Source organism: Ferruginibacter yonginensis (assembly GCF_042651465.1).
GTDB lineage: Bacteria > Bacteroidota > Bacteroidia > Chitinophagales > Chitinophagaceae > Ferruginibacter > Ferruginibacter yonginensis.
Map to the genome: position 1 here is coordinate 33,742 of NZ_JBHSCZ010000005.1, position 12,072 is coordinate 45,813.

The following is a 12,072-nucleotide window of genomic DNA, read 5'->3' on the forward strand; positions in this document are numbered from 1 at the left end:
ATTTTTATTTATATTTTGGATTGTAGAGGGTATTTTCTGGAACCTCTACTTTTGGTTTGCCTTTGTAACGGTGTGTGTACAATGCTACGCATGCAGATAAAATTACTGAAACAAGCAAAGCTACTTGGCAATAAAAAAGAAAACGAGATGAAGATACCCAGCTGTAGCTAAAATCTTTTTCTTTGTTGTCGATGATTTCTTGTTGCATTTCAATTAATTTTCGATTGCAAAAATAAGGGTTAATTATTAAAAAAATTATTTGCTTTTAAATATTTTAGAAAAGGTTTGTTGCTTTTTTATATAATACTGCCACAACATGCTACCATTGTACATTCCCACTAGTTTTATAGCAGTATTTTTTTTGTACGATGGTTGTTTTTTTACAAATAATACCCATTTAAAAAACTGAAAATGTGCTTTTGCTACCGCAAAATAAAACCCAGTATCGCCACTAAAAAGTGCTTTGTAAGCTGCAACAGCATCTAACCCAAACCTAATAGGTAACACAAAACATAATTTTTTGAAGCTGTAATTTTTATACAGCATTATTAAGTTATTGCGAAAGTTTAAAAAAGTTTTTTTGCTATTACCTTTTGGCAATGTACCACCACCTACATGGTATACTATTGATTGTGGTTGTACATAAATTTGATAGCCTGCGTTTTGCAAACGCCAACAAAAATCTATTTCTTCTTGGTGTGCAAAAAAATATTCATCTAACCCACCTAGTTGATGATAAAGGCTTGCTTTTACAAACAAAGCAGCGCCAGTGGCCCAAAAACAAGCAGTGGCGTCATCGTATTGCTGTACATCTTTTTCAATGTGTTCCATTATCCTGCCTCTTGCAAAGGGATAGCCGAATTTATCTATAAAACCACCTGCTGCACCTGCATATTCAAATAATTGTTTGTTGTTGTAGTCGAGTATTTTGGGTTGACAAGCAGCAATGCTCTTATCATTTTCCATTAATGAAATTACAGGTTCCATCCAACTAGGTGTAACTTCAACATCGCTATTTAAAAGCACATAATAATCTGCAGTTACTTGTTGTAACGCTGTGTTGTACCCTTTTGCAAAACCTTCATTGGTAGGGTTGATGATGATTTCAATTTGCGGATAATGCGTTTTTAAAAACGATATAGAATCATCAGTCGAAGCATTATCAGCCACTATAACTTTTTTATTTGCGTATGTGCTATTTACAACAGAAGGCAACATCTTTTCAAGAAAATGTTGACCATTCCAATTTAAAATTACAACAGCAACAAGTGGTGATGTTTGTGTAGTAAAAGCTATGGCTTCGTTTGGTAATGCACTCATGCTACAAAACTAATTTATTTAAAATTTTACAACGTTACATTTTATAATTAGTAATTTTAAGTATGCTGCAACGTTTGTTTAATTTAAGAAACATTTTAGGTGTAATTGCTATTGCATTTGTATTGGCTAGTATTTTTTTTAGTAACCATTTGGCTACAAAAATTGCGGCTGATGAAAAAAGAAAAGTAGAGCAATACATTGAAGCTGTTAATGATTTGAACAACACCAATAATCAAGATACTAGGCTTGCCACGAAAATAATTGTTGAAAATGGTATGGATATTCCCCTTATTCAAACCAATGAAAAAGATAGCATCGTAAGTTCAAATTATGATACGGCTGTGGTTAATAACAACCCAACCTATTTAAGAGCGCAACTCAATAAAATTAAAAAAATTAACCAACCCATTATTTGGAATAATCCTTTAAATACTGCTGAAAAAAATTATACTTATTACGGAGAATCTGATTTGCTTGTACAAATAAAATATTTTCCTATTGTACAATTAGTAGTAGCAATTTTATTTTTGATTATTATAGTAATTGCTATTTTGAATAAAAGCAAAAGTACCCAAAACCAAGTGTGGGCAGGTATGGCAAAAGAAACAGCCCATCAATTAGGCACGCCAATAACTTCGTTAGACGGATGGATGGAAATATTGAAGGATAATGAAGCTACTCAAAAAATTGCCCTTGAAATGAGTAAGGATGTGGATCGTTTAAAATTGGTGAGTGATCGTTTCGGAAAAATTGGTAGTACACCCAAACTTGAAGAAACTGATTTGATTTTGCAGGTTGAAAGTATGGTGCAATACATAAAACGTAGGGCAACTGAAAAAGTACAATTTACCATTACGCATCACGAAACTGAACCTATTATTGCCATGATAAACCCACCTTTATTTGATTGGGTTATTGAGAATTTATTGAAGAATGCACTGGATGCTATGGATGGGAAAGGTGCAATCGATATTTTTATTAAAAACGAAATTGCTCAAATTGTTATTGATGTAAAAGATACAGGCAAGGGCATCAGTAAAAAAAATATGGTGAATGTATTTAAACCTGGGTTTACTACCAAGCAGAGAGGTTGGGGGCTTGGTTTATCGCTCAGTAAGCGCATTATTGATATGTACCACAAGGGTTCACTAACTGTTAAGCAAAGCGAATTAGGTAAAGGAACTACTTTCAGAATCATTTTAAAGAAATAAAAAAAGCCTCCAATTTTGTTGGAGGCTTTTAAGTATTTTGTAGGTTTATAATTTACCCATCACATAAATTGAACCTTCAGGCTGTTCGTGACCACCTTCTGTTTCTAATGATATAGCGAATGCTTCTACTTTACCGAATGATTTCATTTTTATAATAGATAACTTCTTACCGTTATCTAAAGTAATTAAACCACCACTTACAGGCTTACCATCAACAATTCCCCAAAACTGGTATTGTTTACCAGCAGGTACAGCAGGTAAATTGGTTACATCAACATAAACTTCTCCGGTATTTTTCATCCAGAAAACTTTTGCGGCGGCATCGGGTGCAACTTCTAAACCATTTAAAGCTACTGGTTCACTGTATTTACTGTGAACAATGCTCATGTCTTTTGATGCAGCAGTAAGTTGTTCGTTGAGTGATGCTAATTGTTGTTCACCTTCAGCTAATTTTTTATTAGCATCATTTAATTTGTTGTAATAATTATAATTGAGTATAGAACTACCTATCAATAATATTACGGCTGCTGCAGCAGCATATTTTTTAAACGGACTATTATTTATGCTCACCACTTTAGCAGTTTCGTTTGCGTAAGTAGCATCTGTATTATTAGTGTTTGCAGCTATGTTGTTTATTGATGCAAATATTGAATCTTTCACCGAAACTGAAGGTGTTACTGCATTTGCAAAAGCATATGCTTCTAACGATTGTTCAATTTGATGTAATTCTGCTTGCACCTCAGGGTATTCAACACACCAACGTTGAACCTGAGCTGTTTCTTCGGGAGTTGTAGCACCTGCAGCATACAATTCCAAAAGACCTGATGTTATGATTTCTTGTTTTTCCACTTTGTTAAAATTGCAATAATTTTCTTAATTCAATGATGCCTGTTCTCATTCTAGTTTTTACGGTTCCCAGGGGAATACCCATTTCCTTGGATATTTCCTCTTGAGTGTAGCCATTAAAATAAGCTAGGTCAATGATTACTTTTTGATCAGGTTTTAGGTTTTGTAGGTGTTTTCGCAAGCCAATAGTATCGTACTTGTCAGTGCTATAATTCTTGTCTTGATATATAGTTACGGAATTTTCATCTTGTGAGATTTTTTGGGCTTTTTTATAGCCTTTGCTTCTCAATGTATCGATGGTTAAATTACGAGTAATATTTATCATCCAAGTGAATAGCCTTCCTTTGCTGGTATCGTATTGGCTGAAATTGTTCCAAATTTTCACGAATGCTTCTTGCAATATATCTTCAGCTAGTTGCACATCGTCAACCATTCGCACAATGATACCATTGAGTGCGGCAGCATAATTGTCATACAGATAGGAAAAAGCAGATTGATTTTGTTGCTTGAGCAACGATATCAATTCTTCTTCGCTATATTTTAAAGTTGTTTGCAAACCAGAAATTTTGTTAAGTGTATTTTTTGTAGATATTGCAAGTTAGTACATTTACCATTCAATCGTTTAAATGTAAGTATATATCTATAAAAATCAATAAAATATAATAATTATTTTAAATATTTAACCTCGTATAATGGGCTAAATAGGTACCATTTATTGGTAGCAATTTCTTTGCACTTGATGCGCTTTCTTATTTTTTCACCTTTCTCAAAAATGCGATGGTCTTTAATTAAAAAATGAGCTCCCACTGGCAAATCGTCTACCAACATATAGCCCTCTTTTACGGGGTCATAATTTTTTAAAACCCTTAAGAGTTTATCATCGCTACAACTACTGGCTGCTGGGTTTTTGATAGATGTTGCTAAGGCTTTTTGAACATCAGTAGGAAAAATTTGAAGTGTAATAAACTTTGCCAACAGTTGGCTAAAATGTGCTTTCCACTCTTTACCGTGTGGGGGTACTTTATTGTTATGTTGTATAAAAGTTATAAGGTGGGCAATTTCATGTAACAGGGTAATTAAAAAAGCATATTTATTTAAATCGCCATTTACACTAATTCTGTGGCCTTTGCCATTGTGTGCATGCCTATAATCGCCCAATACACTGCTCCTGGTTTTGGTGATGGTAAGTTGAATACGGTAATCGTAAATATATTGTAATACTGGCTCAAAACTACCATTGGGTAAATAGGCAGCCAATGCACTAAAGTCAACTTTTGTTTTCGACATTTTTACTGCGATTCTCTTTTAAAATGGCACCAACTTCTGCTGCTAAATAAAGTAAATAAATAAACAATGAAATGAAAACAGCTTTTTTGTTATACGTTGGTCCTACCAATACTACATAAGCTAATACCGCTAATACGGTCGTGAACATTTTTATCATCATGCCACTCATCACACTTCTTATAAATACGTTGGGGTTAGGGTTGTTTAAGGCAGCATATTGTATTATAAAAACGACAATACTAATGGCTAAAAAAAGTATGTTAGCGCCCATTAAAACAGTACCGTCAACATTGTATTTTGTCCAAACGCTGCCTGCTGTAAATACAACAATACTTACTAATACGAATATGATGATTACGGGCAACAACATTTTAAAAAACAGTTTCATAATTACTTTTTATTTTTAGTAGCAGTATCTTTTATTGCTTTGTAAATGAATATTATAATAACCAACAAAGGTAATACCCAAGTTGCAATAGGTGTTGTAAGTTGAAGCCATTTGTCTAATTTCATTCCACCATAAATAGCCAAACCCAATGTTAATATTAGTTGTGTAGCAAAGCCTGCATATTGCCACAGTAGCTGGTTGTTGTTTTTAATTGGCATTTTGTAAAATAAGTAAGCGAATTGGCGTTGGTATAACCTTATTCTGGTAGCTTTTCAAGTTTAGGTATATCAATAGTATTCGTATCTAATTTTGTAATTTTTCCGGCTAAAACTTTTTGTATGTTTTTTAGGTAGTTATCTTGAAACTTTAGTGCTTGCTCCATTGAATCAGTCCTAATTTTTAAGGCCCTATACTCCCTTACTTGTTTAACATTACTGCCACCTGTGCCTGGCAAATAATATTTTAGTGGCGTAAATACAATTAAGGCAGATGTTAAGCCAATCATTAAAATAAATATGCTGCTGAAAAATACGTACACACTCATACGAGTAAGTTTAAACTTTACAACTTCTTCAAAAGTATCTTCATTCATAATAACAAGCTTATAATGGCTCCTTAACCGCTTAAGCGTACTATTAACATCTGGCATTAACATATAAGTGTGCATTTATTTTAACCGAATGCGAATTGCTAAATTAACTATTATACATGGTTGGGCATATTTTTAACAGAAATAAATACATTTTTTATTATAATAATAGCATTGTACCCGTTATTTTTGATAGATATTCATGAAATTGCACGAACTTTAAAAGTATTCTATAATAATTTTTTTGATGTTAAAACTACAGCACCGCTTTATTTTTTCAATCTGTTTATTACTTGGTTGTACTACCATTGCTGTGGCACAACCAACATGGACTTTTGACCCATTTGGGAAAGAAAAAAAGCCAGAGAAATACGAAGAAAAAAAATTGGCATCAGAAAAAACTGGCGAAAAAAACTTTGGTACTGTTAGGCGTATTATTCAAAATGGTACATCACGATTTAATTTTTATTTCAACGCAAATAATAAATTGAATGCTGTAATTGAAAGAGCTAAAATTGCCAATAAAGATGACTATGCAAAGTTGTTACCTTTTTATCCATACAATTTAGATAATACAGCCTCACAAAAAACGGAGTTAGATTCTATTATATACAAATCAACAGCAGGTATTTTATTACACGATTTAAGAAGCGATTGGGTTGATAATTTTTATTTACTCATCGGTAAATCTTATTTCTACAAAAAAGATTTTGATTCAGCTGCATTAACGTTTCAGTTTATAAACTACAATTTATTTCCACGTAAACGTAAAAACGATGATGATAATAAAATTGTAGGCACCAATGAAGAGGGTAGTGGTGTGGGTTCAGTATCCATTGCTAACAAAGAAAAACGCTCTGTAATAAAAAAAGTACTTACCCTTGCACCGAGTAGAAACGAAGCGTTGATTTGGCAAATACGCACTTTTATTGAGCAAAACCAATTAGGCGATGCAGCCGGCCTCATTAGCATTTTACAAAACGATAAAAATTTACCAGCTCGTTTACAAAACGATTTGGCAGAAGTAACAGCCTATTGGTTTTACAATCAAAATATTTATGATAGTGCAGCCGTGCATCTCAAAAAAGCTTTGACCAATGCCGATACCAAACAAGATAAAAGCAGGTGGGAATATTTATTAGCTCAATTATATGAAAATACTGGTCAATTTAATGAGGCTTCAACTTACTATTTTAAAGCAGCACAACATACCACCGACCCTGTAATGGATATTTATGCTAGGTTGAGTGAAGCAAAAATGATGCGTAACAGCGGCAATAATAAAGAGTTAGATAATAGCATTGCTAACCTTTTAAAAATGGCCCGTAAAGATCGTTTTGAAGAATATAGAGATATTATTTATTACTCCATTGGGCAACTGAGTTTGCAAAAACCCGATACTACCAATGGTATTGGTTATTATCTTAAAAGTATTGCTTACAACAGCAATACATCAAACTATAAAGATCGTTCTTATTTGCAATTGGGTGATATAGCTTTTGTACAACGTCGCTACATTGATGCTGGTAACTTTTACGATAGCTTAACGGTAGCCACACTCGAAAAAGATTTTGATACAAAACCTGTTGAAGATCGTAAAGATATTTTGAGCAGGTTGGTCCCATTTTTAAAAGCCATACAAAAAGAAGATAGCTTACAAAAATTAGCATCTTTACCAGAAGCAGAAAGAAACGCCATTTTGAAAAAGATGGTAAAAAAGTACCGTAAAGAAAATGGATTAAAAGAAGAAGATTTTGGTGGTGATAACCCTATTACATTTGCCAATAATAAAGCACCTGAAGATTTATTTAAAACCAATGGCAGTAGCAGCGGTGAATGGTATTTTTACAATGCAAGCCTGCGTTCAAAAGGGTTTACTAGTTTTAAAAGTAAATGGGGCAAACGACCAAATGTTGATAATTGGCGTAGAAAAGTTGCGGCAGAAGCTAGTATAGTAAATAGCCGAAACAATGGGAATATTAGCAATAACCTCGATCCTGATGCAAAGGTTGTTGATGGTGCTACCAAGCCAGATGCAGAGAAAAAAGAGAATGCTTTTTCTTTTGAAAGTTTGTTAGATGAGTTACCACTTACCACTGAAAAATTAGCGGCTAGTAACAAAGTAATTGCTAATAATTTATATGATGCTGCTCAAATTTTTCAAAACGAAATTAAAGATTACACTGAAGCAATTAATAGCTACGAAAGGTTTGCAACACAGTTTGAAAAAAACGAAAAAATTGCAGATGTATATGTAGGCTTATCGTACTGCTATTCAAAAATTGGTGATAAGGTAAAGGCAGATTATTATGCCAGCTTGGTAAAAAACAATTATCCTGGTACTATGGCATCAGCTATTATTAATAACCCTGCTTCTTTAAAATCAGCTGAAAAAAATCCTACTATATCAGCAAAATATGCAGCTATTTACGATTTATTTTTAGAAGGTAATTTTGAAAAAGCAATTGCGGCTAAAAAAACAGCCGATAGCTTATATGGTAAAAATTACTGGACTCCCCAATTACTGTACATTGAAGCAGTGTATTACATCAAAGAAAAAAAAGATAGTAATGCTATTGCTGTTTTGCAAAATATTGAAAAATTATATGCCGTATCACCCTTAAAAGAAAAAGCTACTACATTAATAAGTGTATTGCAACGTAGGGCCGAAATTGAACAATACCTCACCAACCTTCAAGTAACAAGAGAAGAAGAGGAGAAAGTAATTGTAGGCGACGATAAAGTGATACCAGCTACACAAGTGAAAACTGTAGCACCTAAAGCTGTAGAACCAAAAACAATTGCGCCATCAATTGTAACAAGGGCTGTAAGCGATACTATTAAAGTACCTGAAATTTATAAAAATAAATCATTTACGCTACAGCCAGAAAAAGCGCATTACGTAGTAATGATTTTAGATAAAATAGACGGTGTATATGTAAATGAAGCCAAAAATGCATTTACAAGGTTTAATAAAGAAAGCATGGCCACCATCAACATAGCAATAAGTAAAGATGCTGTTGATGCTCAAACAGCACTTTTGTTGTTTACACCTTTTGAAAATGCTACTGAAGCTTTAAAGTATTTCGATCGTATTAAAAAAGCGGCAAGTACCGAGGTGTCATGGTTGCAACCATCTAAATATTCATTCATTATTATTACTGAGAGTAACCTCAAATTATTAAAAGAAAATAAAGATTTTGTTGGGTACAAGCAATTGTTGAATAACAATTACGGTAATAAATTTTAATAGCAATATCTAACTAAAAATAATAACGCTTTGTAGTTTTTTCAACTTGTGTAAATAAGTTCGTAAACTCGTAGTCGTTAAAATACATACACATGAAACGTTCAGTAAAAATAGTTTGGCAAATTTTTCTCTTTGGCTTTGGGGCACTTATATTAATGTTGTTATTAGCCAATTTTGGTGTATTTGGTAAAATGCCATCGTTGCAAGAGTTAGAAAATCCTGAGGCTGATTTGGCTAGTGAAGTCATTAGTGCTGATGGGCAATTGATGGGTAAATATTATTCTGAAAATAGGAGTGAAGTAAAGTTTAACGAAATATCGCCGAACGTTATCAATGCTTTAGTAGCTACAGAAGATGAACGTTTTTATGACCACTCAGGTATTGATGCACAAGCGTTGGCTAGGGTAGTATTTACTTTAGGTACGCAAGGCGGTGGAAGTACCATTACGCAGCAGTTGGCCAAAATGATTTTAAAACAAGGCAGGGGCAATATTTTAGTAAGGGGTACTCAAAAACTTAAAGAGTGGATTATTGCCGTAAAGTTAGAACGCAATTTTACTAAGGAAGAAATTATTACGTTATACCTCAACAGAGCACCTTGGGGTAATGTATATGGTATACGAAATGCCAGTAGAACGTATTTTCAAAAAGAGCCTAAAGATTTAAAAATTGAAGAAGCCGCTGTATTAGTGGGTATGTTGAAAGGCTTTATTTACGAACCTATCCGTCACCCTAAAGCAGCCATTGATAGGCGCAACACAGTTATTGGGCAAATGGTAGTTGCAAAAGGGCATTATCTTACAGAAGCAGAAGCCGCTAAGTTAAAAGCGAAACCCATCATTACAAACTACAAACAAATTGATGAAAATATTGGTATTGCCCCTTATTACCGCAGGGCATTAATTGAAGTGTTGAAAGATTGGTGTAAAAACAACATCAACCCTAAAACCGGTGAGCCCTATGATTTAAATACTGATGGTTTAAAAATTTACACTACAATAGATTCCCGTATGCAAAAGTATGCTGAGGAAGCCATGCAAACACACGTACCAACACAACAACGTAAACTAGATTGGACTTTAAAGCAACGTGGTAGCAAATTATGGAAGGGGCATGAAAATATTATTGAAAACGCCATCAAATATACAGAGCGTTGGAAAAATATGAAGGAAGATGATATTGATCCTGAAACCATCAGAAAATCATTTGACATACCTGTACGTATGAAAATATTTTCATGGACTGGTAATGATAAGCATGAGAAAGATACAGTGATGACGCCTATTGATTCCATTAAATACCATAAACAATTAATTCAAAACTCGTTTGTAGCAATGGATCCACGAAGCGGCGAAGTAAAAGCTTGGGTAGGCGGTATTGATTTTAAGTGGTTTAAGTTTGACCACGTTACTGCAAAACGTCAAGTTGGGTCAACCTTTAAACCATTGTTGTACACATTGGCAATTACCGAAGCTGGTTACACACCCGAAACACAAATACCAGGTGGCTCCTTAACATTAGGGGGCAAAACCATTACTGGCGGCGGCGGTACTTGTGCATATTGTTTGGCACAATCAAAAAATGCTTGCGCATGGCGCTTAATATCAGTTATAGGTGTAAAAAAATTAATTGAGTTTGCTCAATTATGTGGTATTAAAGCAACAATACCTCCTTACTACTCTATAGCATTGGGTTCGGCAGAAATACCCATGTTACAAATGTTACAATCATACACCATGTTTCCTAACAGAGGCTTCAATACTGAGCCTGTTTTTGTAAGTAGAATAGAAGATAAAAACGGCAACCTTTTACATGAATTTCCTATTGCACAAAGTAAGCAGGTTATTGGCGAAGCTGATAATTATACCATGGTAAAAATGATGGAAGGTGTTATTAAAGCAGGTACAGCAAGGCGTTTAAATAGCTATAACATTCCTACTCAAAAAGCCGGTAAAACAGGTACTACCAATGATAATACTGATGGTTGGTTTATTGGTTATACACCTACATTAATTGCAGGTACTTGGGTTGGTTGTGATGATCCTTTTATTCCAATTTATAGCAGTGCCGGTGGTGGTGAAGTGGCAGCGCCAGAGTGGGGTATTTTTATGCAAAAAGTGTATGGCGATAGAAAGTTTGAAAATTACACTGCTCAAAAAGAATTTAATGCGCCAGCCGAATTAAAAAATGATCCCATTTTTGCAGATGCGAACTTTGAAAATATTTTAAATAGTGGTGATAGTTTAACGGAAGAAATTGGTAATGGTGATGCCAGCGATTTTTTAGATATGGATGCACCTCCAGAGCCCACAAAACCTGTTGATACCAACAAAAATAAAGTACCTAAAAAAGATGATAAAGCACCAGCTGCCATTATTGATGATAAATCGAAAATAAAAAAACCAGTGCCTAAAACACCCTCTAATACAGATTATTAAATAAAAAAATGCAGTTGAAAAACTGCATTTTTTTATGACCTTATTTTTATTTTCATTTTTATTGAATGTGAAATTTTTGTGAACAGCAAACCAATATTATCTACTTGCCGTACATAAAGAAAATCAAATTTTTAAAACTCAAATAAATTTTATGAAAAGAATGAAAGGTTTGTTCATGATGGCAACAATTGCTGTATTAGCAACTACAACTGCAACAGCGCAAGATGGTGCTATGATGGATAAGAAAGAGAAAACAGTAATGGTGGGTGGTGCTGCAATGTACCCTTCAAAAAACATAGTTGAAAATGCGGTGAATAGTAAAGATCACACCACTTTGGTTGCTGCAGTAAAAGCGGCAGGTTTGGTTGAAACATTACAAAGTGCAGGTCCGTTTACAGTGTTTGCTCCAGTTAACAGTGCGTTTGAAAAATTACCTGCAGGTACCGTTGAAACTTTATTAAAACCAGAAAATATTAAGTTGTTACAAACGGTATTAACTTACCATGTAGTTGCTGGTAAATTAAGTGCTACAGATTTGTTAGCTAAAATTAAAGAAGGTAATGGTACTGCTACATTAAAAACAGTTGCAGGTGCTGATATTACTTTAAGAAAGAAAGGTAAAACGATTGAAATTACTGACACTTCAGGTGGTAAATCAGTAGTAACTATTGCTGATGTAAACCAAAGCAATGGTGTAATTCATGTGGTAGATGCGGTATTGGTTCCTAAATCATAATCATTAC

Annotated in this window: 12 protein-coding genes; 4 read left to right on the forward strand and 8 right to left on the reverse strand. The window is 33.9% G+C overall.

The features are described from left to right. Positions 1-4: 4 nt before the first annotated feature. Together ACFOWM_RS13330 and ACFOWM_RS13335 are read right to left on the reverse strand one after the other, a co-directional pair. Positions 5-208: a hypothetical protein gene (locus ACFOWM_RS13330; protein ID WP_379710974.1), complete on the reverse strand. Its 204-nt coding sequence runs from the start codon at positions 206-208 to the stop codon at positions 5-7. Between the two features lie 47 nt (positions 209-255). Next, complete coding sequence (locus tag ACFOWM_RS13335; RefSeq protein WP_379710976.1) at positions 256-1,320, reverse strand: glycosyltransferase family 2 protein; 1,065 nt, start codon at positions 1,318-1,320, stop codon at positions 256-258. A gap of 62 nt (positions 1,321-1,382) precedes the next feature. Between ACFOWM_RS13335 and ACFOWM_RS13340 the strand changes: the two genes are divergently transcribed. After that, positions 1,383-2,531, forward strand: coding sequence for a sensor histidine kinase (locus tag ACFOWM_RS13340; protein ID WP_379710978.1), 1,149 nt, complete (start codon positions 1,383-1,385; stop codon positions 2,529-2,531). Positions 2,532-2,576: 45 nt separating this feature from the next. Here the strand turns inward: ACFOWM_RS13340 and ACFOWM_RS13345 are convergent, their stop codons facing one another. The 6 genes from ACFOWM_RS13345 to ACFOWM_RS13370 form a co-directional block, all read right to left on the reverse strand. Continuing rightward, positions 2,577-3,380, reverse strand: a complete 804-nt coding sequence (locus ACFOWM_RS13345; protein ID WP_379710980.1) for an anti-sigma factor — start codon at positions 3,378-3,380, stop codon at positions 2,577-2,579. A 4-nt stretch (positions 3,381-3,384) separates the two neighbouring features. Further along, positions 3,385-3,933 (reverse strand): RNA polymerase sigma factor, encoded by a 549-nt coding sequence (locus ACFOWM_RS13350; RefSeq protein WP_379710982.1) that lies wholly within the window; start codon positions 3,931-3,933, stop codon positions 3,385-3,387. Between the two features lie 110 nt (positions 3,934-4,043). Beyond that, positions 4,044-4,664, reverse strand: a complete 621-nt coding sequence (locus ACFOWM_RS13355; protein ID WP_379710984.1) for a SprT-like domain-containing protein — start codon at positions 4,662-4,664, stop codon at positions 4,044-4,046. Beyond that, positions 4,645-5,052 (reverse strand): hypothetical protein, encoded by a 408-nt coding sequence (locus ACFOWM_RS13360; protein ID WP_379710986.1) that lies wholly within the window; start codon positions 5,050-5,052, stop codon positions 4,645-4,647. Before ACFOWM_RS13360 ends, ACFOWM_RS13355 begins: the two co-directional genes overlap by 20 nt. Positions 5,053-5,054: 2 nt before the next feature. Then, on the reverse strand, positions 5,055-5,270 hold the full coding sequence (locus tag ACFOWM_RS13365; protein ID WP_379710988.1) for an AtpZ/AtpI family protein: 216 nt from the start codon (positions 5,268-5,270) through the stop codon (positions 5,055-5,057). A gap of 38 nt (positions 5,271-5,308) precedes the next feature. Then, entirely contained in the window at positions 5,309-5,719 is a 411-nt protein-coding gene (locus tag ACFOWM_RS13370) for a hypothetical protein (RefSeq protein ID WP_379710990.1), read from the reverse strand. A gap of 169 nt (positions 5,720-5,888) precedes the next feature. Between ACFOWM_RS13370 and porW the strand changes: the two genes are divergently transcribed. The 3 genes from porW (at position 5,889) to ACFOWM_RS13385 (ending at position 12,065) form a co-directional block, all read left to right on the forward strand. Continuing rightward, entirely contained in the window at positions 5,889-8,891 is a 3,003-nt protein-coding gene (gene porW / locus ACFOWM_RS13375; protein WP_379710992.1) for a type IX secretion system periplasmic lipoprotein PorW/SprE, read from the forward strand. A gap of 92 nt (positions 8,892-8,983) precedes the next feature. Beyond that, complete coding sequence (locus tag ACFOWM_RS13380; protein WP_379710994.1) at positions 8,984-11,329, forward strand: transglycosylase domain-containing protein; 2,346 nt, start codon at positions 8,984-8,986, stop codon at positions 11,327-11,329. A 151-nt stretch (positions 11,330-11,480) separates the two neighbouring features. Beyond that, positions 11,481-12,065: a fasciclin domain-containing protein gene (locus ACFOWM_RS13385; protein ID WP_379710996.1), complete on the forward strand. Its 585-nt coding sequence runs from the start codon at positions 11,481-11,483 to the stop codon at positions 12,063-12,065. Positions 12,066-12,072: the final 7 nt, after the last annotated feature.

Bases quoted from the DNA above. Each gene is read 5' to 3' on its own strand.
- ACFOWM_RS13330 (WP_379710974.1), bottom strand. From the start codon at position 208: ATGCAACAAGAAATCATCGACAACAAAGAAAAAGATTTTAGCTACAGC.
- ACFOWM_RS13335 (WP_379710976.1), bottom strand. From the start codon at position 1,320: ATGAGTGCATTACCAAACGAAGCCATAGCTTTTACTACACAAACATCA.
- ACFOWM_RS13340 (WP_379710978.1), top strand. From the start codon at position 1,383: ATGCTGCAACGTTTGTTTAATTTAAGAAACATTTTAGGTGTAATTGCT.
- ACFOWM_RS13355 (WP_379710984.1), bottom strand. From the start codon at position 4,664: ATGTCGAAAACAAAAGTTGACTTTAGTGCATTGGCTGCCTATTTACCC.
- ACFOWM_RS13360 (WP_379710986.1), bottom strand. From the start codon at position 5,052: ATGAAACTGTTTTTTAAAATGTTGTTGCCCGTAATCATCATATTCGTA.
- ACFOWM_RS13365 (WP_379710988.1), bottom strand. From the start codon at position 5,270: ATGCCAATTAAAAACAACAACCAGCTACTGTGGCAATATGCAGGCTTT.
- ACFOWM_RS13370 (WP_379710990.1), bottom strand. From the start codon at position 5,719: ATGCACACTTATATGTTAATGCCAGATGTTAATAGTACGCTTAAGCGG.
- porW (WP_379710992.1), top strand. From the start codon at position 5,889: ATGTTAAAACTACAGCACCGCTTTATTTTTTCAATCTGTTTATTACTT.
- ACFOWM_RS13380 (WP_379710994.1), top strand. From the start codon at position 8,984: ATGAAACGTTCAGTAAAAATAGTTTGGCAAATTTTTCTCTTTGGCTTT.
- ACFOWM_RS13385 (WP_379710996.1), top strand. From the start codon at position 11,481: ATGAAAAGAATGAAAGGTTTGTTCATGATGGCAACAATTGCTGTATTA.